At 53.3% G+C, this 25,309-nt stretch carries 33 protein-coding genes; 18 read left to right on the forward strand and 15 right to left on the reverse strand.

Annotation, left to right across the window (positions count from 1 at the left end):
* Nucleotides 1–270 (reverse strand): IS607 family transposase (locus tag ACXJJA_RS07980; RefSeq protein ID WP_498038917.1); only part of this gene is annotated, 270 nt, incomplete at its 3' end.
* 191 nt (nucleotides 271–461) lie between these two features.
* Between ACXJJA_RS07980 and ACXJJA_RS07985 the strand changes: the two genes are divergently transcribed.
* From ACXJJA_RS07985 to ACXJJA_RS08015, 7 genes are all read left to right on the forward strand, one after another.
* Nucleotides 462–1,106 carry a V-type ATP synthase subunit D gene (locus tag ACXJJA_RS07985; protein WP_456487687.1) on the forward strand — a complete coding sequence of 215 codons (645 nt, stop codon included), beginning with the start codon at nucleotides 462–464 and terminating at the stop codon, nucleotides 1,104–1,106.
* 95 nt (nucleotides 1,107–1,201) lie between these two features.
* Nucleotides 1,202–2,176 (forward strand): zinc metalloprotease HtpX, encoded by a 975-nt coding sequence (locus tag ACXJJA_RS07990; RefSeq protein ID WP_456487688.1) that lies wholly within the window; start codon nucleotides 1,202–1,204, stop codon nucleotides 2,174–2,176.
* A gap of 7 nt (nucleotides 2,177–2,183) precedes the next feature.
* On the forward strand, nucleotides 2,184–2,696 hold the full coding sequence (locus tag ACXJJA_RS07995; protein ID WP_456487689.1) for a THUMP domain-containing protein: 513 nt from the start codon (nucleotides 2,184–2,186) through the stop codon (nucleotides 2,694–2,696).
* A 195-nt stretch (nucleotides 2,697–2,891) separates the two neighbouring features.
* Entirely contained in the window at nucleotides 2,892–3,323 is a 432-nt protein-coding gene (locus ACXJJA_RS08000; protein ID WP_456487690.1) for a hydrogenase iron-sulfur subunit, read from the forward strand.
* Between the two features lie 16 nt (nucleotides 3,324–3,339).
* Nucleotides 3,340–4,527 (forward strand): Coenzyme F420 hydrogenase/dehydrogenase, beta subunit C-terminal domain, encoded by a 1,188-nt coding sequence (locus ACXJJA_RS08005; RefSeq protein WP_456487691.1) that lies wholly within the window; start codon nucleotides 3,340–3,342, stop codon nucleotides 4,525–4,527.
* A 16-nt stretch (nucleotides 4,528–4,543) separates the two neighbouring features.
* Complete coding sequence (locus ACXJJA_RS08010; protein WP_456487692.1) at nucleotides 4,544–6,127, forward strand: molybdopterin-dependent oxidoreductase; 1,584 nt, start codon at nucleotides 4,544–4,546, stop codon at nucleotides 6,125–6,127.
* A gap of 19 nt (nucleotides 6,128–6,146) precedes the next feature.
* Nucleotides 6,147–6,380 carry a hypothetical protein gene (locus tag ACXJJA_RS08015; protein WP_456487693.1) on the forward strand — a complete coding sequence of 78 codons (234 nt, stop codon included), beginning with the start codon at nucleotides 6,147–6,149 and terminating at the stop codon, nucleotides 6,378–6,380.
* A gap of 234 nt (nucleotides 6,381–6,614) precedes the next feature.
* On the opposite strand, the gene ACXJJA_RS08020 is transcribed toward ACXJJA_RS08015, so the two are convergent.
* Entirely contained in the window at nucleotides 6,615–6,791 is a 177-nt protein-coding gene (locus ACXJJA_RS08020; RefSeq protein ID WP_456487694.1) for a hypothetical protein, read from the reverse strand.
* Nucleotides 6,792–6,895: 104 nt separating this feature from the next.
* Here ACXJJA_RS08020 and ACXJJA_RS08025 point away from each other — a divergent pair, with 104 nt between their 5' ends.
* From ACXJJA_RS08025 to ACXJJA_RS08040, 4 genes are all read left to right on the forward strand, one after another.
* The gene (locus ACXJJA_RS08025) at nucleotides 6,896–7,951 is read left to right on the forward strand and encodes a 60S ribosomal export protein NMD3 (protein WP_456487695.1); all 1,056 of its coding nucleotides are present in this window, start codon (nucleotides 6,896–6,898) and stop codon (nucleotides 7,949–7,951) included.
* Between the two features lie 53 nt (nucleotides 7,952–8,004).
* Complete coding sequence (gene asd / locus ACXJJA_RS08030; protein WP_456487696.1) at nucleotides 8,005–9,048, forward strand: aspartate-semialdehyde dehydrogenase; 1,044 nt, start codon at nucleotides 8,005–8,007, stop codon at nucleotides 9,046–9,048.
* Nucleotides 9,049–9,100: 52 nt separating this feature from the next.
* Nucleotides 9,101–10,252, forward strand: coding sequence for an SPL family radical SAM protein (locus ACXJJA_RS08035; RefSeq protein ID WP_456487697.1), 1,152 nt, complete (start codon nucleotides 9,101–9,103; stop codon nucleotides 10,250–10,252).
* Nucleotides 10,253–10,352: 100 nt separating this feature from the next.
* Nucleotides 10,353–10,775: an ACT domain-containing protein gene (locus ACXJJA_RS08040; RefSeq protein ID WP_456487698.1), complete on the forward strand. Its 423-nt coding sequence runs from the start codon at nucleotides 10,353–10,355 to the stop codon at nucleotides 10,773–10,775.
* Between the two features lie 188 nt (nucleotides 10,776–10,963).
* Here the strand turns inward: ACXJJA_RS08040 and ACXJJA_RS08045 are convergent, their stop codons facing one another.
* Both ACXJJA_RS08045 and ACXJJA_RS08050 read right to left on the reverse strand, forming a co-directional pair.
* A complete protein-coding gene (locus tag ACXJJA_RS08045; protein ID WP_456487699.1) occupies nucleotides 10,964–11,875 on the reverse strand; it encodes a radical SAM protein in 912 nt (303 codons plus the stop codon).
* Nucleotides 11,872–13,077: a translation initiation factor IF-2 subunit gamma gene (locus ACXJJA_RS08050; protein ID WP_456487716.1), complete on the reverse strand. Its 1,206-nt coding sequence runs from the start codon at nucleotides 13,075–13,077 to the stop codon at nucleotides 11,872–11,874. The genes ACXJJA_RS08045 and ACXJJA_RS08050 overlap by 4 nt, the downstream gene beginning before the upstream one ends.
* 140 nt (nucleotides 13,078–13,217) lie before the next feature.
* On the opposite strand from ACXJJA_RS08050, the gene ACXJJA_RS08055 reads away from it, so the two are divergent.
* Entirely contained in the window at nucleotides 13,218–14,150 is a 933-nt protein-coding gene (locus tag ACXJJA_RS08055; protein WP_456487700.1) for a branched-chain amino acid transaminase, read from the forward strand.
* 35 nt (nucleotides 14,151–14,185) lie between these two features.
* A complete protein-coding gene (locus ACXJJA_RS08060) occupies nucleotides 14,186–14,605 on the forward strand; it encodes a secondary thiamine-phosphate synthase enzyme YjbQ (protein ID WP_456487701.1) in 420 nt (139 codons plus the stop codon).
* A gap of 96 nt (nucleotides 14,606–14,701) precedes the next feature.
* Here ACXJJA_RS08060 and ACXJJA_RS08065 read toward each other — a convergent pair whose 3' ends face one another.
* The 6 genes from ACXJJA_RS08065 to ACXJJA_RS08090 all read right to left on the reverse strand — a co-directional run bounded on the left by ACXJJA_RS08065 (nucleotide 14,702) and on the right by ACXJJA_RS08090 (nucleotide 19,973).
* A complete protein-coding gene (locus tag ACXJJA_RS08065) occupies nucleotides 14,702–14,974 on the reverse strand; it encodes a 4Fe-4S binding protein (protein WP_456487717.1) in 273 nt (90 codons plus the stop codon).
* 13 nt (nucleotides 14,975–14,987) lie between these two features.
* Entirely contained in the window at nucleotides 14,988–15,770 is a 783-nt protein-coding gene (locus ACXJJA_RS08070; protein WP_456487702.1) for an acyl-CoA dehydratase activase, read from the reverse strand.
* Entirely contained in the window at nucleotides 15,767–16,576 is an 810-nt protein-coding gene (locus tag ACXJJA_RS08075; protein ID WP_456487703.1) for an acyl-CoA dehydratase activase, read from the reverse strand. Before ACXJJA_RS08075 ends, ACXJJA_RS08070 begins: the two co-directional genes overlap by 4 nt.
* A 9-nt stretch (nucleotides 16,577–16,585) precedes the next feature.
* Nucleotides 16,586–17,785 carry a 2-hydroxyacyl-CoA dehydratase subunit D gene (locus tag ACXJJA_RS08080; protein ID WP_456487704.1) on the reverse strand — a complete coding sequence of 400 codons (1,200 nt, stop codon included), beginning with the start codon at nucleotides 17,783–17,785 and terminating at the stop codon, nucleotides 16,586–16,588.
* A 3-nt stretch (nucleotides 17,786–17,788) separates the two neighbouring features.
* The gene (locus ACXJJA_RS08085; RefSeq protein WP_456487705.1) at nucleotides 17,789–18,898 is read right to left on the reverse strand and encodes a 2-hydroxyacyl-CoA dehydratase subunit D; all 1,110 of its coding nucleotides are present in this window, start codon (nucleotides 18,896–18,898) and stop codon (nucleotides 17,789–17,791) included.
* A gap of 445 nt (nucleotides 18,899–19,343) precedes the next feature.
* Nucleotides 19,344–19,973 carry a MotA/TolQ/ExbB proton channel family protein gene (locus ACXJJA_RS08090; protein WP_456487706.1) on the reverse strand — a complete coding sequence of 210 codons (630 nt, stop codon included), beginning with the start codon at nucleotides 19,971–19,973 and terminating at the stop codon, nucleotides 19,344–19,346.
* 242 nt (nucleotides 19,974–20,215) lie between these two features.
* Here ACXJJA_RS08090 and ACXJJA_RS08095 point away from each other — a divergent pair, with 242 nt between their 5' ends.
* Both ACXJJA_RS08095 and ACXJJA_RS08100 read left to right on the forward strand, forming a co-directional pair.
* On the forward strand, nucleotides 20,216–20,464 hold the full coding sequence (locus ACXJJA_RS08095; RefSeq protein WP_456487707.1) for a hypothetical protein: 249 nt from the start codon (nucleotides 20,216–20,218) through the stop codon (nucleotides 20,462–20,464).
* Nucleotides 20,465–20,485: 21 nt separating this feature from the next.
* A complete protein-coding gene (locus tag ACXJJA_RS08100) occupies nucleotides 20,486–21,055 on the forward strand; it encodes a TIGR00296 family protein (RefSeq protein ID WP_456487708.1) in 570 nt (189 codons plus the stop codon).
* A 28-nt stretch (nucleotides 21,056–21,083) separates the two neighbouring features.
* Here the strand turns inward: ACXJJA_RS08100 and ACXJJA_RS08105 are convergent, their stop codons facing one another.
* The 4 genes from ACXJJA_RS08105 to ACXJJA_RS08120 all read right to left on the reverse strand — a co-directional run bounded on the left by ACXJJA_RS08105 (nucleotide 21,084) and on the right by ACXJJA_RS08120 (nucleotide 23,398).
* Entirely contained in the window at nucleotides 21,084–21,227 is a 144-nt protein-coding gene (locus tag ACXJJA_RS08105; RefSeq protein ID WP_456487709.1) for a hypothetical protein, read from the reverse strand.
* A gap of 1 nt (nucleotide 21,228) precedes the next feature.
* Nucleotides 21,229–21,453 carry an LSM domain-containing protein gene (locus tag ACXJJA_RS08110; RefSeq protein ID WP_456487718.1) on the reverse strand — a complete coding sequence of 75 codons (225 nt, stop codon included), beginning with the start codon at nucleotides 21,451–21,453 and terminating at the stop codon, nucleotides 21,229–21,231.
* Between the two features lie 65 nt (nucleotides 21,454–21,518).
* Nucleotides 21,519–21,917, reverse strand: coding sequence for a CopG family ribbon-helix-helix protein (locus ACXJJA_RS08115; protein WP_456487710.1), 399 nt, complete (start codon nucleotides 21,915–21,917; stop codon nucleotides 21,519–21,521).
* Nucleotides 21,905–23,398, reverse strand: coding sequence for an acetate--CoA ligase family protein (locus ACXJJA_RS08120; RefSeq protein ID WP_456487711.1), 1,494 nt, complete (start codon nucleotides 23,396–23,398; stop codon nucleotides 21,905–21,907). The genes ACXJJA_RS08115 and ACXJJA_RS08120 overlap by 13 nt, the downstream gene beginning before the upstream one ends.
* A 74-nt stretch (nucleotides 23,399–23,472) precedes the next feature.
* On the opposite strand from ACXJJA_RS08120, the gene ACXJJA_RS08125 reads away from it, so the two are divergent.
* Complete coding sequence (locus ACXJJA_RS08125; protein ID WP_456487712.1) at nucleotides 23,473–23,739, forward strand: EMC6-like membrane protein; 267 nt, start codon at nucleotides 23,473–23,475, stop codon at nucleotides 23,737–23,739.
* A 10-nt stretch (nucleotides 23,740–23,749) separates the two neighbouring features.
* Nucleotides 23,750–24,133, forward strand: a complete 384-nt coding sequence (locus tag ACXJJA_RS08130; protein ID WP_456487713.1) for a hypothetical protein — start codon at nucleotides 23,750–23,752, stop codon at nucleotides 24,131–24,133.
* A gap of 144 nt (nucleotides 24,134–24,277) precedes the next feature.
* Here ACXJJA_RS08130 and ACXJJA_RS08135 read toward each other — a convergent pair whose 3' ends face one another.
* Nucleotides 24,278–24,562: a hypothetical protein gene (locus ACXJJA_RS08135; RefSeq protein WP_456487714.1), complete on the reverse strand. Its 285-nt coding sequence runs from the start codon at nucleotides 24,560–24,562 to the stop codon at nucleotides 24,278–24,280.
* A gap of 440 nt (nucleotides 24,563–25,002) precedes the next feature.
* On the opposite strand from ACXJJA_RS08135, the gene ACXJJA_RS08140 reads away from it, so the two are divergent.
* Nucleotides 25,003–25,309 (forward strand): hypothetical protein (locus ACXJJA_RS08140; RefSeq protein WP_456487715.1); only part of this gene is annotated, 307 nt, incomplete at its 3' end.

Here is a 25,309-nt window from a genome sequence, read left to right on the forward strand (position 1 = left end):
AATTATTACCTTGTCCACCTTGTAATCCATAACCTCGTCAAGAAGCGTGAAAATTTGATTTTCAAGAGCCTTCTTCTGCTTCGGCGTGGAAGCCCTCGCATAGATGTAAATCTTGTGAGGAAGTCCATGATTCAAAAGCCTATAGACATCCTCATCAAGATAATCGTAACGCTTTCCAATCTTTCTTCTCCTTATCAAGCCCTCCCTCGCATGTCTGTGCAGCGTGCTTCGGGATATTCTCAACACCTTCATTACCTTTCCCGCCTTCATACTTTGATGATATTATTTGAGCATAAAACTATTGGTTGGAAACCATATGCGATAAGGGATGTTGCTAAGAGCACTGGTTTAAATAGTAGTTCGCTCTCGTTTTATGGTGTATGCGTGCGGCGGAGCGTTGCGGCAACTTTAAATGTGCGTTTGCTGAATATAGGGGCGGCGAGCCGGGGTGAGGTGAAAGTATGGCGGAGGTAATAGAGGGCGTGAGCCCGACGCGGATGGAGCTTCTGAAGCTGACTCGTCGCGTTAAACTTGCGGAAAAGGGGCATGACCTTCTCAAGGAGAAGCGGGATGCGCTGATTGCGGAGTTTCTGGACGTGGTTTCAGAAGTCAGAGCAGCACGCAAGGAGATGGAAGAAAAGCTCAAGGAAGCTTTTAACAATTTAATACTGGCGCAGGCGTTGCTGGGCGTCGAGAATGTCCGCCAAATTTCTCTAATAACTGCGCAGAAAATTGCGCTGGACTTCGATACCCGAAGCATCATGGGCGTAAGCGTGCCTATAATCGAGGCGGAATCTCTCTCGCGGAAGGCGACGGAGCGTGGTTACGGCTTCGTGGACACGTCGGCGGTGCTCGACCGCTGCGCCCAGAGCTTCGAAGAGGCTTTAGAGAAGGTGATAAAGGTTGCGGAGGTGGAAGAGACGGTGCGGCGGCTCGCTGAGGAGGTCGAAAAGACGAAGCGGCGGGTAAATGCCCTCGAATACATACTCATCCCCCGGCTGAAGGCGACCCGCAAATACATACAAATGCGGCTTGACGAGATGGAAAGAGAGAACTTCATAAGGCTGAAGAAGATAAAAGCCATCCTTGAGCGGCGGGGCAGGTAACCTGCGCCGGTGGTTTAGCAGCATTAGTTTCCAGCGCTGGCTTATGCCCCTTGCAACGAAATATTTAAATCATTCTTTGAGGAAACCCTTATAAGATGAGAACGTTTTTCCTGCATGTGCGGCTGTGGGCGTGTGTTATACTGCTCTTTGCAGTGATATACGGGCTACTGGTGTTAGTAGCCTACGCCTTAGGCATCGGCGCTCCCGTGTTTTACGCGGTGCTTGCGGCTGTTATCGTCGGCGCTCAGTTCCTCATGGGTCCAAAAATTGTGGAGTGGACGATGCGGGTCCGTTACGTTTCGGAGCTTGAGTATCCAGAGCTGCACTGGCTCGTTAAAGACCTTGCGAGGCGTGCTGGCATTCCAAAGCCGAAAGTTGGCATCTCGGAAGTTCCTATTCCTAACGCCTTCGCCTTCGGCACGTCGAAGCGGAAAGCGAGAGTGTGCGTCACGAGACGGCTCCTTGAGATGCTCGACAAAGACGAGCTCGAAGCAGTCTTGGCGCACGAAATCTCGCACATCAAACATAGGGACATGCTCGTGATAACGGCGCTGAGCGTGATTCCCATGATTTGCTATTTCGTTTACTACAGTCTATTTCTTTCGGCGTTCTTTGGCGGCGGCAGGAGCAGGGACGAGGGGAGTTTGCCGACGCTTGCAATTGCTTTCATCGCCTTCCTCGTATACCTCATCAGCAATTTAATTGTATTATATGCGTCGAGAGTTCGGGAATACTATGCGGATGCCGGCAGCGTCGAGCTCACGAAAAGACCTTACAGCCTCGCCTCCGCTCTCTATAAAATAATCCACGGCAACGCCAAAGCGAGCGATGAGACCTTAAAGGCGGTGCAGGGGCTCCGGGCGTTCTTCGCATCGGACCCAGCAACCGCCCGCAGAGACCTCACAGACCTCAGGGAGGCTGACATTAATAGGGATGGGCGGATAAGCGCATACGAGCTTGAGACGTTTGCGCAGAAGGCAAAGGTGCCGTTGACGGAGCGTCTCATGGAGCTTTTCTCGACGCATCCCCACCCCGTGAGCAGGGTGAAAAGGCTCGCCTTTTATCTCTAAGGGGGAGATGCCAAGGGATTGGAATTTATTAGTCATAAGACGGAAGGAGTGTAGCGAGGAAGAGCTTCTCAAAGAGCTGGAGGGCGAAGGTGAGTTTGAGGTTTGTGGCGAGGGTGTGCTTTTCGGTAAGGTTGATGACGTTACAGAGTTTCTTGAGGACGCCGAGGAATTCCGCTGCGTCAGTAGGGCGGTGCCTCTAGAAAGCGTATTTACAGCTCCTGAAAACCTAATAAGCGTAGTGAAGAGGCACGTTGCGAAGCACATAGACGAGATAGAGCCTGAGGAGACTCTGTGTGTGCACGTTGAGACGAGAGGCGACGTGAGGGTCTCAAATAAGAGCATTGAGAGGGAGGTGACCGCATATCTGCAAAGACTTGTGGAGCAGGTGCTGGGCAGGAAGCCGAAAATAGACAGAAAGAACCCGGATAAGATGATTTCCATATACATCGTCGGCGACAAATGCGGCATCTGCTTCCTCACCAGAGAAATGCGTGAGAAATACAAGCTCACACGCCCGTGATGCTCGGCACGCCCGTAGCCATGCGTGCGTCTTGTCTTAGTAGAGGCGCACGAGCTTTCAATTTCGGCACGTTTTTATAAGGTGCTCGCCAAACTCCCTTGATGGAATTCGGAGGCAGTGTGGCTGCCTGCGAGTGGGCAGGGGCAGGCTGCAAATGCGCTGGGGTGAGGTATGTTGGCTGTCGTAGATGAGCAAATGAATGAAAAAAAGGAGTGGGAGCCAAAGGTTTTAGCGTTTTGCTGCAACTGGTGCTCGTATGCGGGAGCGGACGCCGCGGGCTTGGAGCGGAGGCAGACGCCGCCGACGATACGGGTGATAAGGGTGATGTGCTCGGGGCGTATTGACCCAGCGTTTGTGCTGATGGGTTTTCTGGAGGGTGCGGACGCCGTCCTCATCACGGGCTGCCACATCGGCGACTGCCACTATGTAGATGCGAACTACAAGACAAGAAACCGCTTTGAGTTCCTGAAAGAGTTTGTGGACGAATTGGGGCTTGAACCTGAGCGGCTCCGCTTGGAATGGATTTCCGCCTCCGAAGGCGCGATTTTTGCAGATATGGTTAAAGAGGTGACCGAGAACGTTAAGAAAGTAGGTCCAAGTCCTTTCAGGAAGAGCTGGAAAAAGTAGGGGAAGAGGGAAGAATATGGGCACATGCTACCTTGCGTGGGCAACTGATGAGAAAATAAGGAGGCGGGCGGCGAATGGCGGCTTCGTCACGGCGGCGCTCGTCGCTGCTCTTGAAAATGGCTTGCTGGATGCTGTCGTCGTGGTCAAGAAGGAAGACGTTTATGAAGGCATCCCCACAGTCACGAGCGCCCCTGAAGTCGTCGTGGAGAGTGCGGGCTCTCTGCACGCCGTCCCGGTAAACCTGACGAAGTTCGTCGTGGAATTCTATAAGGACGAAAAGAACAAGGGCAAGAAAATAGGGTTGCCGGTAAAGCCTTGCGACGCCCGTGGTATCATAGAGCAGGCGAAACGCCAGCAACTGGACATCAACGACATTTATCTCGTCGGGCTGAACTGCGGTGGCACGCTGCACCCCCTGAACCTGCGGGAGGCGGCTGCGGAAGTTTACGGAATCGACCCGGATGCAGTGGTCAAGGAGGAAATAAAGGCGGGCAAGCTTTTCTTAACCCTCCAGAGCGGTGAGGAGAGGGAATGTAAGATAGAGGAGCTTGAAAAGAAAGGTTACGGGCGTAGGGACTCCTGTAAGATGTGCATTACGAAGATTCCGACGATGGCGGACTTGGCATGTGGGAACTGGGGCGTGCTAAAGGGAGAAGAAGCGACGTTCGTCGAAGTTCTAACCGAGAAGGGCGAGGCACTTCTTAAAAACGCCTTGGAGAATGGATATATTAAAGTTAAGGAGGCGTCTGAGAAGTCGTTGGAGGTGCGGGAGAGGATAAAAAACGCAATGGTGAAACTAGCAGAGGAGTGGTGGGAGAAGCTTGATGCAGTGAAGGAGCTTACGAGAGATGAGCGTCTGAAGTTCTACGTCGAAACGCTGAGGCTTTGCATAAACTGCGGCGCCTGTAGGACTGTTTGTCCGGTGTGTGCGTGCGACGACGCTGCAAAGTGTGTTTCGATGCACGACGAGCGAGACGACTATGTAATTTCCATGTATAATGTGATAAGACTGTTGCATCTGATGGATTCATGCATCGGCTGCGGACAGTGCGAGGACGTCTGTCCGGTTGATATTCCTCTCACGTTCATCCACAGGCGATTCGCAGAGCGGATGCAGCGCAAGTTGAACTACATGCCCGGGATGAACGTTTCGGAGAAGCCTCCGTTCTACGAGGCAGAGCTCCAATGGCATGACATACTGTAAAGTGGAGGGTGAGTCGATGATAAAAACGATATGTCCGGGCTGCGGCCTCGGTTGCGGCTTGTATTTAGAAGGCGACGAGGAGCGGGGGCTTAAAGTGTGGCACAGGAAGAGAGCACCCGTGAACGTAGGTAAGCTTTGCGCTTTCGGCATGTCTCTCCCCCAATATTACGACAGAGAACGCTTGAACAACACTGTTGATGGCAAGCCTGTGACGCTGGACGAAGCTGTAAGCGAAGCTGTGAAGCGACTTAAAGGTGTGAAGCCGGAGGAGCTGGCGTTCGTAAGCGTGGGGGCGGCGACGTGCGAAGAGCTCGCCTCGTTCATCAACCTTTGTAAAGGTCTTGGCTGTAAAAATCTGGAGCTGGGGCTGAACGCTGCTTTCAAAACTTTACCCGAGAGTTTGCATGAGCTTTTGGAAATAGGTGTGCCTTTGGCGGACGTGGAACGTGCTTCAAAACTTGTTTTGTTCTTCGTGGAGCCTTTTTTACAATATCCGCTGCTTGCGAGGCGGATCTTGAAAGCAAAGAAGAACGGTGCGAAGGTTTTTGAGGTCGCGTTTGTGGGCAGCGAACGCGGGATTGCCGACGAGACTGTTTTGTTGGATGCCACAGCCTTCATAAATGCGGCAGCAGAGGAGCTAAAAAAGTTAAGAGCACGGAAGGACGTTTTTGAAGATGCTCTCGTCATTTCGGAGGCAAATCCCTACACGGACGCTGTTTTGCTAAGAGAGATGTTTGCGGTGTGTGCGGAGTGCGGCGCCACGCTGCTCTTAATGAAGCCGTTTCTGACGACGAGCGCGGCATTGCTGCAAAGCTCACTGGCACCTGAGACGAAGCAAGGCTTGAGCCTGCTTGAGGTTTTCGAAGACGAGCGGGTGAAGGCGCTGTTTCTTCTTGAGACGGATCCGGCGGGCGCTCTTTTGCTAAACGAGCGTAAAATTCGGAAGCGTCTTTCAGAACTTGAACTTTTGGTGGAGCAAGGAGCTTTTAGGACGGTCGCCTCAGAGCTTGCAGGCGTGACGCTTGCGAGCGAGGCGTTCTTTGAGAAGCGAGGGGTTATAGTGAATGTGGAGGGGCGGGTTTTGGAGAACGGGGGCACGTCAGCGGCAGGCGTTGAAATTCTTGAGAGGATGGTAGAGGGCGTCACAGGCGGAAGGCGGAGCTTCGAGGAGGTTCGCAGCGAGGTTTTCGGAACGCTGGGCTTAGGAGAAACGTCGCCCAAAGAGGACGATGTTCAGGTGAAAAGGAAAGAAACGAAAGTACTGGCGGAGCCTGAGGGGCTGCAGGGCGGCGCTACAGCTGTGGGAACGGCGAGAGGCGCGGAAGCTGCTGAAAGCGGGGATTATCTGCTGCTTTACAGAACGACGCCAGCGTTCTGGAGCGGGGTGTTCGCAAAGAGCTTTGTTGAGATAAGCGTGGACGCCGCACGGAGCTTGAAGCTTTTCAGGGACGATAATGTGGAAATCTCTAACGCCGAATCGGTGACCTTAGACTTTAAAATTTCAGAACGTTTACCAGAGCGTCTGATAGTTTCGGAGACGAAGCTCGCCGGCGTATCTGAAAGATTGCTTTCTCCCGTGAGGCTGCGGAGGAAAGAGTAGTGAAGTGAGGGTGGACAAGATGACTGAGGCAGGAGCGGGCGGCGGGCGGGAGCCTCTTTCGGAAGAGGCGAAAAAGAAAATGATTGAAGAAATAATGGAGGAATTGGAGTTAAAGGGCGGCAGCAAGAGGCGGCTGCTGGAGAAACTCGCTGAAAAATATGGATACGACAAAAAGAAAGTCCTGTATAAGGCTAAAAGAGCTTTCATCACTTACAGGTATGAGATAGCTCATGAGGAAAAAGGAGCGGAGTAAGTCGTGACCTCCTCCCCCGCCCCGAGTCGGGGCTTCCACCGGAAGCTTGGGAGGTTGGGGAGTGTGCCGGACGGCGCTCCCCTTCGAGCTGAGCACGCAGCTCCTGACCGCAGGTTATACCCACAGCTTCGTTACTCATCCATTGAACGCAAGCTATAAAAACTTTTCCCACCCCCTCCCCTGCCCGGAGGGGATTAGCAGCAACATCTTCCTAAAATTGTTCGCAAAAGTAGCTCAAACCATGGGGGCCGGCGCTAACCCTTCAGTCATGCCCTTTATTTCGCCAAGAACTTCCAACGTCCCCCAGCACGACTCCCACGGCACACTCGTCATCTGAGCTTCGTAGAAGTTTTGTGAAGGCTCTTTCAAAATCTCCCCAAGCTGCCTTGGCAGGGTAATCGCGATTTCCATCGCTCCTCTAACTTAACATTCTCACTTCTCATTGATTTTCACTGCGCCGCCTCGTCGTCGTAAGGTTTTAGCCAGTTAGAACTTACTGGTTTAAGGGGGGTAGTGTGGTGGAGAGGAGGTGGAGCAAGTTCTGCGCAGGCTGCGGGAAGCGGTCTGAAGAATTATATGGGGGGTTGTGTAAAGAATGCGTGTTAAGCATTTTTAGGGTTGAGACTGATAAAATAAAGCTTCCTGACATAGAAGTGCGAGTTTGCAGGCATTGCGGTGGATTTTTCAAGGAGAGCGGCGAGCTTGCGGATTTGCAGGGCATTGTGCGGGATGCCGTAGGCAAAAAGCTGAAAGCCGCCGCCAAGGGCATGCATGCGGAGCTCAGAGGCGTGGACGTGGAAATCGAGGAGCTTAGGGGATGGGGTGCAAGCGCCGCCGTCAAGCTTGATGTGAATTTCAAGGGCATGAATCTGCAGGAGCGCCGCCCTCTGAGAATAAAGTTTGTGAGGAGAACGTGCAAGCGGTGCAGCCGGATTTCAGGCGGCTACTTCGAGAGCATCGTGCAGGTGCGAGCCGACGGGAGGACACCAAGCGATGACGAGCTTTTCAGGGTCGAAGCGATTGCGTATTCGGCACTCGGCGATGGTCTTAAAGATTTCATCTCGAAAGTGGAGAAGAAAAGAGAAGGCATTGATTTCTACGTCGGCAGTATCGAGGGCGGCAGGAAAATCTCAAAAAGTATCGTGAAGACGCTCGGCGGAAGAATTTCTGAGAGCAAAAAGCTCTATGGCAGGAAGGACGGCAGGGAGATTTATCGTGTCACGTTTCTGGTCAGGCTGCCGAAGTTCCTGAAGGGCGACGTTATCGAGCTTGACGGAAAAGTAGTTCTGGTGGAGCGGGTGGGGGGGCGTGGCGTCGTGGGCTTGGACTTGGAGACAGGAAGCCGCGTGTTTTTAAGTGCGGAGAACGTGCGACGAGCAAGCCTCGTCAGTAATAGGAAGCAGGCTGAAAAGGCCGTGTTGATGTCGGTAAGCGGGGATGAAATCCAAATATTAGATCCAAAGAGCTACGAGACTGTGACTCTGAAGAAGCCGCCCTTCCTCAAGAAGAAAGCAGGCGACGACGTGCTCGTCGTAAGGGCGAAGAGCGGCTTGAAAGTCCTGCCTGCTTAGCAGCTCTGCGGCACAGTATTAAATAAAGGAGGAAGGGGTAGTGTTAGGTTAGTATGCGGCGTATCAAAGTTGGAGTTTTGGGGGCGACAGGGAGTGTGGGTCAGCGTTTTGTGGATTTGCTGCGCGACCACCCATGGTTTGAAATAGCAGAGGTTTATGCCTCGGAGCGGAGTGCCGGGAAGCCTTACAGGGAGGCTGCGAAGTGGTTCTTGGATCGAGCAATTCAGGAAAGCGTGGCGGAACTTGAAGTTAAGAACGTGAGCGTCGCAAGCAAGAACGCCGACGTCGAAATCATGTTTTCGGCGCTCCCCGGCGACGTTGCGAGAGGCGTCGAAAAAGAGTGCGCAAGCGCCGGCTATGCAGTAACGAGCAACGTTTCCGTCCACAGAATGGAGGAGGATGTTCCGCTCGTCATCCCTGAGGTGAACGCCGACCATCTTCGCCTCATAGAAGTGCAGCGGCGCCGCCGTGGCTGGGACGGCTTCATCGTGACAAACCCGAACTGCTCGACGATAATGATGACTATGACGCTGAAGCCCCTGATGGAGTTCGGGATTGAGGAAGTGCACGTAGCGACGATGCAGGCGGTTTCAGGTGCTGGCTATGCGGGCGTCCCCTCGATGGCGATCATCGACAACGTCATCCCGTTCATCAGCCGAGAAGAGGAAAAGATGGAAACCGAGGCCCTGAAAATTCTGGGCACTCTTGAAAGCGAGCGTATTAAGAATGCAGAGTTCAAGGTGACGGCGTCATGCCATAGAGTGCCAGTGCTTGATGGGCACACCGAAGCCATTTGGGTCCGCTTCTCAAAGGACATCAGCGCCGAGGATGTGAAGGCGGCGTTCAGAAACTTTAAAAGCCCTCTCAACACGCCGTTCGCGCCGAAAACGCCCCTGATCCTAAGGGAGGAGCAGGACAGACCGCAGCCCCGTTTCGACAGGGATGCTGAGCGCGGTATGGCGGTTTCCGTCGGCAGGGTCAGAGAGAGCGGCAGCCGCGAAGTCAAATACATAGCCTTAGGGCACAACACCGTGCGGGGCGCCGCCGGCGCCGCCATCCTGAATGCCGAGATCCTTGTCAAAGAGAAGTATATCTAACGCTTGCGAGCGGAGGTTACGGCGTCTTGCCGTTATGTCGGGCGGCGGTGAAGTGCTTAAGGAGCCGACGCCGCATGTCCTCGTAGCTTCAAAGAAGGAACTACATGGCTGGTGGAGCGGCATAGAGCCGAACGGCGCCCGAGAGTGCACGGCGGAGCGCCTTTTAATTAACCCCTACAACGGGTGTAGCCACCGTTGCTTTTTCTGTTACGCCCACGCTTTTCCTGGATATTTCGAGCGTTTCCGCCGAGAGGGCGTCGTCACCGTGTTCAAAGATTTTGATAAAGTCGTTTCACGGCAACTTGACGCTTTAAACGTGGCGAGTTGCGGGTATCTATCGCCGGTTACCGACCCATTCCAGCCGATTAACAAGCGTTACGAGCTGACCGAAAAAATAATCAAGGAGTTCGTGCGGCGGAATCTCCCCGTGGATGTCGTCACGAAGGGCGTAGTCAGTAACAAAGCCCTGAAACTCTTAAAAACGCAGGAGCACTCGTTTGCGCAAATCACGATTGTAACGCTTGATGAAAAGCTTCGCAGGAAGCTAATGCAAGGCGGCGCCAGCGTCGATGGACTTCTTAGGAACATAGAGCGATTGTGTGATGCCGGAATTTTCACGGTTTGCAGAATTGACCCTGTGCTGCCGTTTGTCACCGATAGCGAAAACGAGCTTAGAGCTTTAGTGGCGGCAGCAAAAGAACGGGGCGCCGCCCACATCATCGCAAGTTGCCTCGACATCCCGCTGAGGACGAAAAGCGATATCCTCAGTAAGATTGAGGTTAAGTTTGGAAAAGATATGAGGCGGCGCTACGAAACGCTCTTCACGGAGCGCATCGGACCGAGGCTGCATGCGAGCATTTGGTATCGGAAGCAGCTCTTCCGCACGCTCAGGGACATTTGCTGTCGTCATAACGTGACGTTCGCGCTTTGCATGGAGTTCGAGCGTCTGCCGAACGGAAGGCTTAAGGGGCTGAACGCCGAATTTAAAACCTCAAACAACTGCGAAGGCATTAACGTCCCAATATACGTGCGGCGTGGTGATAGATTTGAGCCGGTGGCAGGTTGCGATGGTAATTGCTTGAAATGTTATTCTACGGGCAGCACGCCCGCCTGCGGCATTTCCGAGCTTGCTAAGGCTGGAGCTTGGAAGCTTAGAGATTACAAGCGGTGGGGTAAAGAGGGGGAGCGGAAATGCGACCTTTGACTGGCTATTAGAAACCAGAGGAAGTGAGCGCTCTGTTTCAAATCTTGCACCGAATCGTTCCATAGTTAAACTTAATAGGTTTGCGGGGCAAGTGAAAGCCATGAAAATAACCCAAGTCTCGTTATTCCTAGAAAACAAGCCGGGGACGCTGGCAGCAGCGACGAGACTCCTTTATGAGGCAGGCGTGAACATAAGGGCGCTTTCGATCGCCGAAGCCGGGGAGTTTGGCGTCGTCCGCCTCATCGTGGACGATGCGGAGCGTTGCCACGACGTCTTGCGGGACGCTGGCTTCACGGTCTCGAAGACTGAAGTCATGAGTGTCGAAATGGAAGACCGCCCCGGGGCGCTATTCGAAATTGCGGACGCTCTCGGGCAGGCTTCTATAAATATAAACTATGCATACGCATTCTCAAAAGGCGGCGGCAAGGCGATCCTCATAATGAGCGTTGACGACGTTGAGCGGGCGGCTGAAGTTTTGAAAACGGCGGGTGCGAAGCTCGTCGGCACCGAAGCTTTGGCGTAACAACCCTCCTGATTAATTCCGGCAGCAACGCGCCCTCGTTAGCTCTCCAAACACAATACTGTCCGGCGTAACAAAAGCCTCCTCGCACAGCACGCCGTTGCAGGAGTCCCGCGCGTTACGTGGCTGGGCACGTCGCGCTCTACGACGCCGAGACTCTGGTGTGGAATTTGTTTAAACCAGCAACACCGTCACAAATACCCTCTACATATCAAATACTTTGCATCTACGAGTTGCGACTCGTCGAGGCTCAGCGCAAACCGCAAGTCTCCGAGCAAGTGCTCCCGCTCCTCAGGAAGCTTGGCGTCGGGGATGGGGTATGGATTAGAGACGTGGTCGAAACTCACCCAGCTACTGACTTCGAGGTTTTCGATGATGGTATGGGCTTCTTCTAAAACCTCATGCGGCGTGAGCAGCTCAAGCTCGCCACTCACATATTTATCGTGCATCGGCGTGCCGGGCAACGGGACGAGCGTCCTAAACCTGATGAAGTTCGGGTTTATTTCGTTAAGAACTCTTGCAGTTTCGAGGGCATGCTCCCTTGTTTCGAAGAACTCCCTGCCACCAAGCCCCAGAATCACATATTCAGAAATCTCAAAGCCCGCCGCCTTCGCCTTCCGCCCCGCCGTTATCATCTCCTCGGCACTCGCTCCCTTCCTGACACGCCGCAAAAGCTCGTCACTGCCGGTTTCAAGTCCTAAATGCAACCTTGTTAGCCCCGCCTCCCGTAGCGCCCGCAGATATTCTTCCCTCTTCCTGACAATGGTCTTCGCCCGTGCATAGCTCGTCACCCGCCTCAGGCTCGGAATCTTAGCACGCAAAAACCTCAAAATCTCAACAAAATCCTCAGTTTTGATGATAGAACTGTCAGAGTCGCCGATGAACGCCGTTTTAGGTTCACGCCCGTAGGCAGCGTTGTAGAAAAGCTTTGCAACTTTTATATCCTTTTTTATCTCCTCCACATCTCTTCGCTCGAATTTCATACCTTTATACATAGCGCAGAACGTGCACTTGTTCCAGGGACAGCCCCTCGTAACCCTCAGCAGCAAACTCTGTTCCGCACCCTCATTCGGCGGGCGAAATGGTGGCATTTCGTAAATCATGCGGCGTCGCCCTCCAGAATCGTGCCCACGCCGATTAAGTGCCATCTTGCGCCTATTCTCCTGCTTATCGCTACACGGGCGCCGACCTCCGCACAGACAGGGCGGCTGAGCCGCACCTCTGCAGCATCTTTTGAGATGCTTTTCACGACGCCAAGGGTCGTTGCGGTGCCGACGCTTAACATGAACCGCTCGCCCACCTTTATGGGCATGACTTTGATCTCTTCTTCAGTGCCGACAGCACGCTCAAGCAAGCGAACACCCAGCTTAAAGCCGTTCCAGACGGGCGGCAGCGTCCCCGGCTTCCCAACAACATGCCCTACCATGGAGTCGCTCTTAGTCATCGCAGGGTCAAGCGTCGTGCCGATGCCGACGAGCCCGCCGGGCGTCGCCTCCTCAAGCCTAATACTTCCAGACATTATGCTCGTGACCTTCGTGAGCATCGGCTGCCAGAGCTCCTTGCCGCCCACTGACCTTCCGGGGCGTATTTCTATTTCGTCACCGACTCTTATCCTGCCTTGTAGCAAGGAACCCCCTATCACACCGCCTTTAATCTTATCTATGGGCGTCCCGGGCTTGTTCACGTCGAAGGAGCGGGCGATGAGCATGCGTGCCGGCTTGCTTAAGTCTCTCTCCGGCGGTGGTATCGTTTCTTCTATCTCTTGTATAAGCAGGTCTATGTTAACCTTCTGTTGCGCCGACACCGGCACTATCGGTGCCTTCTCGGCAACAGTTCCCTCCACAAACTCCTTTATCTGCCAGTAATGTTCTATGATCTCTTCTCGAGAGAGAAGGTCTATTTTGTTCTGGACGATGACGATTCTATCTATACCGATGATGTCCAGAGCCATAAGATGCTCCTTGGTCTGCGGCTGCGGGCACGGCTCTGACGCTGCTATCACGAGGATGGCGCCGTCCATGATTGCGGCGCCGCTCAGCATCGTCGCCATCAACGTCTCGTGCCCGGGCGAGTCCACGAACGATACAGTCCGTAACTCGTTGGTCTTAGAGCCACAATGCTCACACTTTTCAGCGACCGTGTAGCAGTCAGGCTCCGGACACTTTGGACACTTCCTGAACGTCGCATCTGCGTAACCCAATCTTATGGATATGCCTCTTTTAAGCTCTTCGCTGTGCTTGTCCGTCCAAACGCCCGAAAGTGCGTTCACGAGCGTCGTCTTCCCGTGATCCACATGTCCCACCACTCCGAGGTTCACACAAGGCTTCTTCTTCGACTTCGCTCTTGCCGTCTGCGCACACCCCCCTTTGCCGTGATTTAGTTCCCTGCTAAGCTTTTTATTCTGTTCTTCCTATATTAATCGCACTATCATTTAAAGGTGAGAAAATGGCTGAGAGGCTGCCAGAGCGTGGCAAGATTTGGATGAACGGGGAATTTGTGGACTGGAAAGACGCCAAGGTTCATGTTCTCTCGCACACCTTGCACTACGGCTCAGGCGTCTTCGAAGGAATCCGCTGCTACGCCACCGAGCGAGGTTCTTTCGTCTTCAGGCTTAAGGAGCACGTAGACCGCCTCTTCTGGTCAGCAAAGCTCTACTGCATCGAAATCCCATACTCTCATGCCGAAATAACGGAGGCAATAAAGGAGACGATAAGAGTTAACGAGCTGAAAGCCTGCTACATCCGCCCCATCGTGTTCTACGGCTACCATAACCTCGGAGTGCATCCCGGCGGCTGCCCTGTGGAGTGTGTGATTGCGGTATGGGAGTGGGGCGCCTACCTCGGCGATGAGGCGCTCAGGCGGGGGATAAGATGCACGTTCTCGGCGTGGCACCGCTTGCATTCGAGGATGGTGCCCGTGACCGCGAAGGCGGTCGGGCATTACGTAAATTCGATGCTCGCCGTCATGGACGCCCGCAGCAAGGGGTTCGATGAAGCTCTAATGCTGGATGCGAACGGCTACGTCTCCGAAGGCTCCGGCGAAAACCTATTCATCGTGCGTGACGGCGTCATCTACACGCCCGGGCTCGAATCCTCAATCCTCCCCGGAATCACGAGAGACTCCGTCATTAAAATAGCAAGAGACCTCGGCTTCGAAGTTGTGGAGAAGCCGCTGACCGTCGGCGAGGTTTTGATAGCCGATGAGGCTTTCTTCACAGGCACCGCCGCTGAAGTCACGCCAATCCGAGAAATCGACTTCAGAACTATCGGCGACGGCAAGGTCGGACCCATCACGAGAGCCATACAGAATAAGTTCTTCGACGTCGTGAACGCACGAGACGAGAAATACCTGCATTGGCTTGAGCCTGTTTACGAATAACAGCAGGTGCGGCAAAATCAAAGTGGGTGAAACGAATGGAAGTCATAACGAAAGAGTTAAGCTTCCAGACGAGGGGCGAAGTTGAGATAATCGACCTAACGAGCAAAATAAACGAGAAACTAAAGGAAGCTGGGGTGAGCGACGGCATCGTGACCGTCTTCGTTCCGGGCGCCACCGCCGCCATAACGACCATAGAATACGAGCCGGGGCTTTTAAAGGACTTGCCCGCTGCCCTCGAACGGCTGTTCCCCAAAGATATATGGTACGAGCACGAGCGCCGCTGGCACGACGGCAACGGGCACTCGCATGTGCGAGCGGCGTTCCTCGGACCGGGCTTGACTGTCCCCTTCAAAAACAAAAGAATGCTTCTCGGCACGTGGCAGCAAGTCGTCTTCGTAGAACTTGACAATAAACCAAGAGCAAGAAAAGTGATTTTGCAAATCTTAGGCTGTTGATTTTTAGCGTGTTGTGATAAGAGCGAGACGCACTGGCTAATGCGAGGCTTGGCGGCGAGGGCATTCAGGGCACTACCACGTCAGGCACGTCACGCCTTACCACGTGTAAGAAAGAGCAGCGTGCTCGCAGACGCTCTCACAACGCTCGTCCCGTCGCTTGCATGCAGGGCAGATGTAGCCGATGCTGTTCACGAACTCGTCCTTAACACGCACGACAGTCTTTCCGTAGTCGTCAGGGGCAAGCTCAAGAATGTCGTTCGGGCAGACTTCGACGCACCGACCGCAGCCGTCACACCTATCGGTATCAACAATCAAATAATACTCTCCTGAGCCGTCGGCGTAGCCGTAATGCGCTATCAAACGCCCCACCAACCTTTTACGCCTAAACCTGCTCCAGTGCCTCTTTTGCGAAGAGCGCAGCGCCGAGAGCGCCGACGATTTGTGGTTCTTCTGCAATCAGCGCCTTCAATCCGACCTTCTCCTCGACTTTTCGCACGACGCCGACGTTCTTTGCGATACCGCCGGTGATTGCGAAGTCCTTTTCGATGCCCACTCTGTTCAGAAGGGCAAAAACCCTGAGGGCAACAGCCTCGTTTATGCCCGCAAGAATGTTTTTCTTGTCAACGCCCTTCCGCAGCAGCGCTAAGACTTCGGACTTCGCAAAGACGACGCACGCCGAGCTTATCTTCGCAGCCGACATCGCTTCAAGCGAAAGCCCCCCAAGCTCCTCAAGCGGCAATTCCATAGTCTCGGCTATTATTTCAAAGAAACGCCCGGTGCCTGCAGCGCACTTGTCATTCATTGCGAAGTTTTGCACTTTTCCGGAGGCATCGCAGCGTATCGCCTTGCAATCCTGTCCGCCCATGTCGAGAATCGTGCGCACCGACGGGAAAAGAAAGACGGCGCCCTTTGCGTGACAAGAGATCTCAGTGATGCTCTTGTTTGCGAACGGAACGATGACACGCCCGTAGCCGGTCGAGACCACGTATTCAAGGTCCTCAAGACTGAGCTCTGCCCTCTCAAGAGCGCTGTTCATCACTTTTTTCGAGGTTTCCTCACTATCAACGCCAGTTGGAATTATGGCGTATGCCCGTATTTTTGAATCTTCGAGGATTAGCGCCTTTGCAGTTAGCGAGCCGATATCGATGCCGGCGACGAGCATCATGCACCCCCCTCACACGCCTTCGCAGCGATTAAAGCGGCACCAAGGGCGCCGGCGATCTGCGGCGCCTCAGGCACCAGAATATTCTCGCCCGCTCTCGCTTCGAGCGCCCTGACGACGCCGACGTTCCTCGCGACACCGCCCACAAGCGCAACGTCCTTTTCGATGCCCACTCTGTTCATCATTCCGAATATCCTGTTAGATATGGACTCATGGACGCCGGCGATAATGTCTTCGACTGGCGTTTTCTTGTGGATGTAAGAGATGACCTCTGACTCGGCGAAGACGACGCACATGCTGCTGATTTTCGCAGGCTCCTTCGCTTTCAGTGAGAGTTCGCCGAGCTTTTCGACGCCGACGCCGATGACCTTTGCGAGCGTGTCGAGGAACATTCCGGTGCCGGAGGCACATTTATCGTTGGCAGTGAAGTCTTCCACTCTGCCCTTCTTGCTCAGCCGGATAACCTTGCAGCTCTCAGCTCCAATGTCCACGACCGTCCTCACCGACGGAAAGAGGTGGCGTGCGCCGACGGCGTCGCAGCGGACATCCGTCTTCACCTCGTGCGCAAACGCAACTTCCTTCCTGCCAACGCCCGTCGCCACTACGTAGTCCAGAGAATCGAGCGTTGCGCTCACGCCTCGCTCCGCCAAGCTTTTCAGTGCCTCGTTTATCGCAGTTCTTGCGGCGGTGGCAGCGTCGTCGCCGGTGATGAGCGTTGTGGTCGCCGCAACTTCCCCGTCCTTCAATATTACGGCTTTTACTGTCAGCGAGCCCACATCTACGCCCGCAACAAGCATCTTACCTCCCACCTTATCGCCCTACTCAAGCATCTCAAAAAACTCTTCCACCCTCGCCCTCGCCTGCTCCACTGGGTTGTTCCTCGGGTCGAAGATATCGCCGTCGAGCACGAGCATCGGCACATCGAATTCCTCTCTGAGCAAGTCCTTAACCATCTTGACCGCACTGCAAATTGTCCGGCAGCCCCAATGCGCAAAGTAAATCACAGCATCGATGTCGTAATCCTTCACGATTTCGCGGTATCTATCGAGATTAAGCACGCCCGGACCGTTCCCAAGAGACGGAAACCTCGCCTCAAGCGTCTTCCTCGCAAGGCTTTCCAGCGGCTTCGCCGCATCCATTTCGATTTTCGGAGCATAGCCCACCATTTCCATGACGACTTTCGCCTTGTATTCGAGCTCAAGCCACTGGAGGATGCTCAGGAAGCTCTGCGGGACGAGCGGCGCCCAAAGGAGCCTGTATTTCTCCTCAAGCACGTTACCCTCTTTAATGCGGCGTTTCGCCACCTCCGCAACCATTGCGTAGAAATCAATGGCTGCCTGCGTGCCGCCGAGGAAGCTGCATGGGAAGAAATACTGTCCAAAAAGCTCCAAGCTCAGAAGCGGCGAGGGCTTCTTCTTCCTAAGCTCATTGACTTCCAGGTGCAACTCCTCGGCACGCTTCGAGAGCTCCACGACTTTTTTCAGGCGGTCCTCGCTCAGTTCCGTCCCAAAGGACTCAGCGAGGAACTTAAGAGCTCCCTCTAACTCGCCTGTCAAATATTCAATGCCATTCTTGTCTTTGGTATAGGGCACGTCGATGAAGAAGTGCGGGCACTTGTAACGGACTGCGACGAGCTCATGAACTTTCATGCCGCCGTCGCAAACGGGCTGAGTGCTCAGGACTGCGTCCGGCGGCGGTGCCTCTCCAGAAAGCGCCATCCCGGCGGCGGACTTCGTCGCCGAGCACAACTCACGTGGGTAACCAAAGCTCTCCGCAGCCTCCAGATATTTTAGAACGATGCCCTGCCGTGCGCAGACGCCGCCCCAGATTTCAGGATAGAAGGGCACGGCGTCCAGGGCGTAGCAAAGCTCTGACGGCAGGTAGTAAGCCATCCAAACAAGCTTCTTGCCGGCGTTCCTTGCGTCGAACGCACTTTTGAAGAAATTAGCCACAAACTGCGCATACTGCTTTTGGACCTCAGAATCTATTTGTGGAATCGTGGCTGCCAAAACCTCCACCTCCTAACTCAAACTCTCAATGAATGCTTGTATTCGAGTTTTCAACTGTTCCACGCCACTCAGCGCATATTCGCGGTCGAGCAGCAGGAGCGGGATGTCAAAGCCCTCTTCCTTCAATCGCTCTCGGAGCAACGGATATTCGCCGCCGTAAATGTCGCAAAACTTTAAGGCTTCGAAAATTATGCCATCAACGTTGAAATCGCCAGCCATTTTTATTATATGCTCGATGTGCGCTTCGTAGGGGTGCATGCGAGCGCAAAGAACTGGACTGAGGTGACGTCTTGCGAGCGCCTCCAGAGTGTCGCCGCCGACGTCCACGTCCTCCCAGAAATACCGGCTGCCGGTGCAGAGGTCATCCGCCACAACCACGCCGCCAGCATCTTCGATAAGCTTCACGAACCCCGGATCGTCGAGGTCGCTTCCAGTAATCATTATCCTAGCATTGCTTTTGTATCGTTTGTCTCGTTGCTCTAAATTCTCAAAAAGCTCCTCCAGCAACGCCACATACTCCTCCTTCGGTAAGGACATTCCAGCTTTAACGACTTCCAGCGCCTCGGCGCCCGAAATCGGCGGCTCGTCCTCTCGCCTCAGCTCGTAGATTCTCCGAAGAAGTTCCCTCGCTCGGTTGTATGTTTTTATTGAGTTTTTCAAGGCTGAGTCGGAAATTTCGGCGCCTGAAAGGCGTTCAAGGCTGTTTTTGAATCTCAAAAGTTCGTCTTTGAAGTGAGCGACTGCGTTCTCAGCAGTTTTGTGCGGGAGACTGAGGATGAGTTTGAGCGGCGTGTCCAAGAAGAAATGCCAAGCGTCGTAGAGCCTGCGGATGTGGTCGCAGACGTTTGCGGTGACGACGCCGTCGAGGAAGTCGTAACGCCCGCCTAAAGCGAGTTCGAGCACGACCCTGTTGAAGGAGCAAATATTCGGATAAAGGTAGGCGTCTCCTTTCACGATAGTCACGGGAGCGCCCATTACCCTGAAAGGCAGCATGTCCGCTGCATGTATCAATTCCTCGGGAACGTAAGGGCAGACCCAGCCCACAACCTTCTTACCCTGCTCCTTCCAGCTCCTTGCGACCCCCTCTCTGTCGTCTAAAACCTCTCGCACTCGCTCAAACATTATGTTTGTTTCTGTGTTATTCGTATAAAAAAGCGCCGTTTTACACCCACACTTGCAGCTTACAAGTCCTAAGGGGCGGCGTGCTGACGTTCGCAAGTAGTATATCAAGCCACCGTCTTAGTCTCGTAAATCTTGCTAACTTCGGTAACCATTTACGTCCGTATGGCTTTCTCTGAGGCGCTCAGCCGTTTTACTTCCTTGCCTTCTTTACGATGATTCCCATGCCATTCTGCCCCAGATTCTTTACTATGGTAAGGCTGCCTTAAGCCAAACGAGTCCGTAAGAGAATAATAACAAGCAGTCCAAGGTGGGCATCACACGTCAAAAAGGCTCGCAACGCCGCTCAGTGAGTCGCTCTCCATACGACATAAACGCTCCAAATGCCGCCCACACGCCGCTTATACCCGTGCCGAAAAGCACCACGCTGCATGTATCTCAGCTCCAATCACTCACCTCCAAACAACATCTCACAAACATATGCCATGTCGTTCAGGTCCTGCGAATACCAACGTCCTCTGACCGCTGAGATAACAAAGGCGATGCCGCCGACGAGGAGCCCGACGACGGTCGTGCCGAACGCTATTATTAAATTGCCCGCTAGGGTCTCCACATCGCCGTGCGTGAGTGCGAGGAGCGCCGGGCCGAGTGGGATGAGCGTCCCCATCAGCCCCAGCATTGGACCAATACGCACGAGTATTTTCGTCTTTTCGAGCCGCCTTGCCGCCTGCAGTTCATAATTTTGAAGAAGTTTTTCGACACGCACTGGCAGCTTGTCGTTGTTTTCGCCACTGTCCTCGACGAGCCGCAGGAGGTCCTCAAGGAATCCGTGGAGCATGTAGCTGGACGCTGAGCTCAGAACTCGCTTTACGGCGTCGCTGCGATTTTCTGCGACCATCGCAGCAGTTATGCCGTCTTCGAGCTTACTTGGCGACCGTAATCTTGAGAAAAGTTCGTAAAGGAAGCCACCAAGCTCGACAGCAATCCATGCGACAAGAAAAAGTAGGAGGAGGACTACTGGGTATAGAAGGGATGTGGAAACTGCGTATATTGCGGACTGTAACGCTGACGCCATCATCTCAAGCTTATTTTACTTAAATTAAATAAAAGATGAGCGGTTTGGACATGCGCGTTGTCGCCATTCACTGCGAACACTTGCGAGTTGCGAAACAGGTTTAGTCGCACGTGGGCACGGCAAGATAGATGTGGTGGCGATGCCTATCATGCATAAACGAAATTGATTCCAAAGTGAAGGCGTAGTAGGCGTGGAATGAAAGCTTCGAACAGAGCTTGACAGGTTAAAGGAACAGTTGAATTCGTATGTCGGGTCGAGGCGTGTCGCATCTCTACGTAGCCGTCCCAGAGAGGTATGAACGCAAACTCAGAGGGTTCTTAAGGCAATTTCCGAGCGTAGGGCTTCTTGCCATTACCAAGCACGGGGTTGAGGAGGTGAAAGAGGCTGAGGGGATGGAGCTACGGAACTTAAGCCTGATGAGCGTCGAGAGGAGGGTTATTGACGGAGGGGGGAAGTTCAGGGAAAGGCTATATATGGGAGCAATAAATTTATAGCTTCTTTCCGCATTTTACACTATGCGGAGGCTGACTGAGGAAGAGGGGCAATTAGGTTTGAAGTTGGCGAGAGAAGCGATAGAGAAATATGTGAGGGGGGGCGTGAAGATAAAGCCGCCTTCCGACCTGCCTGAAATTTTCAACGAGAAGAGCGGGGTTTTCGTGACGATAAACAAGCATCATGCACTGCGAGGCTGCATCGGCTATCCGTATCCCATACTTCCGCTAAAGGAGGCAATTATAGATTCTGCGATTGCCGCTGCCGTTAACGACCCTAGGTTCCCACCACTTTCCGAGGGCGAGCTTGATGAGGTCGAGCTTGAGCTTACAGTTCTCACACCACCGCAGAAGTTGAAGGCGAAACCTAAGGAGCTGCCGAAGCTCGTAGAAGTCGGGCGGCACGGGCTTATCGCGAAGCGTGGCATTTATCAGGGCTTGCTGTTGCCACAGGTCGCCGTAGAATACAATTGGGATGCCGTCGAGTTTCTTTGCCAGACGTGCGTAAAGGCAGGACTGCCGCCGGACGCATGGCTCGACGAGAACACAGAGATAAGTGTCTTTGAAGGGCAGATATTCAAAGAACAGCATTAGCCTGAGTTAATGCTCCTTCATACCATAGTTAATGCTCCTTCATATCATATTCGTCAATTAACAGCTGTATCCACTCATTTAGAAGTTCGCACCTCTCAGGCTCACAGCTTCTCGTACAGCCTATGCAGGGCGCCACCACGCCCTTGACCATAAGAGCCTCCAGTTTCACCATCTCACTCTTCCAGCGGAGTTATGAGCACGATGTTGTTGCCACGCAGCACCACGGAGCCGAGCATGCGCCGCCGCTCGCCGTCCAAGATTTCGGTGGCGCTGCTGAGGTAAAGGTTCAAGTAATCGTCAACGCTCTCAAGTAAGCCCTCAAGGACAAATTTCTCGCCTTTCATCTCGACTTGAATTCTCGTGCCTATAAGTCTCTGTATTTTCTTCGCCGGAAACATCATTATCACCTTTACGCCGCACAGCCCTCGCTGTAAAGTCGTCCTATCAGCTTAAATACTTTGCGTTAAAGTTCGGAGCTGGTCGCTATAAACTTCACTTGCTTCACGCCTTTTATTGACTTTATTTTCCGGATGAGTTCGAGGATTCGCTTGCCGTCGCCTTTCGTCACAAAGACCTCAAGGCAGTTCGTCTCATCCAGATGCAAGTGCAACGTCGTCGGAATCACGTCGTCGTATTCGTGCTGCAGGTTGGAAAGCAGGTCTTTCCGTGTCTTCTTGTCGTAAAGCACCGTTATTACAGCGATTGCACGCTCGCTGACGCCCTTCGTCCACTCGTATTCGGAGATGTAGTTCCGCATCGCTTCCCTGAAAGCTTCGGAGCGGCTGGCGCAACCGCTTTCCGAAAGTGCCTCATTGAACCTTCTTACGAGCTTCTCTGAGACCGAAAAACTTACGACGGGCATTTTGTCTCACTTTGTGCCTTTAAAATAGCGTAGGAGCAAAGGGCGGATAAGCACCTCGCAGCCCTGTCCGGCGTCGCATACACAGGAATGCCCGCCGCTCTTAATATCTCAAATGGCATCTCCGACGAAATGTGCGGGGGTAGGACTGCCAGCAGTGGTTTCTTTCCGTTTTTTCCTCCGCTTGCAGCAGCGTTGTCGTCAGTATCGCCTGCCACCGTCGTTCGGCGCCAAGCGGCAGCCGCCTCCTCTGCAAACTCCTCAACTTTCAAAAAGCTCTTACCAACGAACGTCGGAGCGCCGCCGATGGCGATGATTGCATCCACGTTTTCGTCGTCAAAGAGGGCAGAGAGCGCTGTTTCGTAGGTACCGTCCTCGACGGCGCCAAAGCCGAGGTCTACAGGGTTTCTGACGCTCGTTCCGAAATTCGGGATGCGTTTCATGATTCGTTCCTTAGTCTTTTCGCTCAGACTTGCGAGCTGGAGCCCGTGCCGTGCGCAAGCGTCAGCTGCAGAAACCGCAGGGCCGCCCGGACTCGAAACGACGGCAACGTTCCGCCCTTTCGGTGGATTTAAGAAGTAAAATGCGAGGACCATGTCCATGAGCTCTTCGATATTGTTTACGTGGATGATTCCGGTTTGTCTACAGACAGCGTTCCACACGCTTTCCTTAGTAGAGAGGGCGCCTGTATGCGACTTCGCAGCCCTGCTCCCCTGCGAGGTGATGCCAGCCATCCAGATGATTACGGGTTTCCGCCTTGCAACAGCTCTCGCAACCTTTAAGAATCGCTTCCCGTCCCTTATGCCCTCAAGATACGCCGCTATGATCTCAGTAGCGGGGTCTTCGCCAAAATAATGAAGGAAGTCTGCAGCGTTCAAGTCGCATTCGTTCCCCGAACTCACTATCTTGCTCACGCCCACATTCAGACTTCGGCATATTCTGTAAAACATGCAAGCGATGGAACCGCTTTCCGAGATGAACGAGACTTTGTCCCCGTTTAGAAGCTTGCCCTCGGAGCGACGGACATCGTCGCCGGCACGCTGGTCAGGGAAGAAGCCGAGCCTGCCCGCCGAGCAATAAATACCCATGCAATTCGGGCCGATGAGTCTTACGCCGCCCCTCCTCGCGAGTCTCAGGATTTCCGCTTCAAGTTGCCGCCCTGCCTCAGAGCCGCTCTCGCCGAAGCCTGCGCTCAGTATCACGCATGCGACGACTCCCTTCTCGGCGCACTCTTCTACCACCTGCGGCACGGTCTCCGGCGGCGTTGTTATTATCACGACGTCCGCATTCCCGTTTATGTCTTTTAGGCTTTTATGCGCCCTCAGTCCTAGAATCTCGTCCGCCCTCGGATTTATTGGGTAGAGTGCGCCGTGTTTTGGGAAGCCCATCTGCACGAGTGAATACAGCAGCAGATGCCCCGGCTTCTTCTTCTCTCTCGAAGCGCCGACGACGGCGACGCTCTTCGGATGAAAAATCTTATCCATAACTTCCCTGCGACTTTCCATCAAACTTGTATGAGTGGCAAAACATAAAGTAGATTCAACACAAAGGGATGCAGATGGGAGAGGTGGCGAGAGAGAGGAAGCTTGAAGAGCTTAAGAAAGTGACGGTGCCATCACTAATGGGCGTGCTTGTGGGCATATTTTCGTTCCTTGCAGGCGATGCGAGCGGCGGCGTTCTCATGCTCGCTCTCGCAGTCCTCGCACAGAAATACGTTTTCACGGTTATTAGAATGCGCATGAGCGGAAGGGATTGGGCTTACATTTCATTCACGACGTTTCTCTGGTGGTTCATCGTGTGGACCCTACTCTTGAACTTGAGCTGAGTGAGGAGAGATGGAAAAGAAGCTGACCGAGGATGTGAAGCTGTATAGGTCGCTGGAATGTTTCTACCATGCGTTGTTTTTGGGGGCGGTCATTGATGTGCCACGGAGGAACGAGCACCGCATGCACCTCCTTTCAGATGTCCTCCTTAACCTTCACAAGAGCGTTTTGGTGCTTCTCCGGGATTTGAAAGACGAGGAACGCCGCCGCATCTACGGGGCGGACTACGAGCTTTGGGAACGTAAGATACGAGAGCTGACATGCCTTAGAGATAGCTGGAGCCTTCCGCATTACGAGATGGAAGGAGAGCTTGAGAAGCTGCAGAAGAAGGTTTTTGAGGCTTTGGATGCGACGAGAAGGCTCATGATGAGATACGTAGAGTTTGTTAAAAAATGAATAACAACTACAATTGGCTGATTTAATTTGCTGGCGCTTAACTCATTCGCTGCCGAGAGCAAGCCTGCAGCGGGGGATATGACGGTGTTAAAGTGTCCCTGCAACCTTAAAGTATCCCTGCAACCTTAAAGTGTCCCTGCAACCTTAAAGTGTCCCTGCAACCCAGAGATAAAATACCAGAAGCCAAAGCGCCGCCGCCACCACGAACGTGCACATTAGGTTCGTTAGACCTATATGGAAAGCTTCCTCTACGACGAGCTCGTCCCAGCTTTTCCCACCGTGTTCCTCAGACCGCCACGTCCCCTTCATGGATTTTCGCTGGTCAGGAATCCTGTCCCACCACTCCAAAACCTCTTTCATATAAGCTTCTTCATCGTCGGTGTGCCAAACTTCATTTTTCTTGTGATACCATCTCCTCAAATAACTCACCCTTTGTAAATAGCCTTTCCTAATAAATTAATCTTTCGGAGCACGCACTGCGCGCATGTTCGGGCAAAGGAGAACGCCCGCCCATTCGTCGCGGCGAGAATCTTTTCCTTGTCCGTTCCAGCACTATTTTCCAAGGAGAATATTAACGAGATTAACGAGAATTTCGTTATATCCGAGTAGTTCTCACACCGCCCGCCACCAGAATGTAGCAAATGATGCTTCACTCCCAAAAAGCCATCAAAATCCTTTTTACTTACGACGTAAAGTTACGTGAGAAACACTTTATAAATTTTTAGCCAATATCGGAGCACGGTGAATAAAAAGTTTTATATGTGGGTTGTGCCTCCTCTTTTTTTGGCTGTTGCCTTAGGGAGGCGATGACTATACCGAAAGTTATAAAAAGAGCCTCCCACCTTAAAGCAAAGGGGAGGTGAAAATTCGTGAAAGGAAGTAAGAGAATGGTAGGAGCGCTGCTTGCGACGATATTACTGGCATCAGTGCTCATGGCGATCACCCCTGTAAGTGCGCAAGCGGGCGCCGAGCACGTTGTGGATGTGGTGACGGAGCTTGATGGCACCACGATATACATAGGGGAGATTCTTAATGCGACGACGACGCCTGTGGTGCCGACTGCGGTCATAACGATATCGTTCGTGCAGGATGCCGAGCCTTACAACTCGTTCTCGATAACCGGGACGGGTTATGCGAAGAAGGAGATAACGCGGGCGGACGTGCCTGAGGGGAGAG

Source organism: Candidatus Alkanophaga liquidiphilum (genome assembly GCF_053996935.1).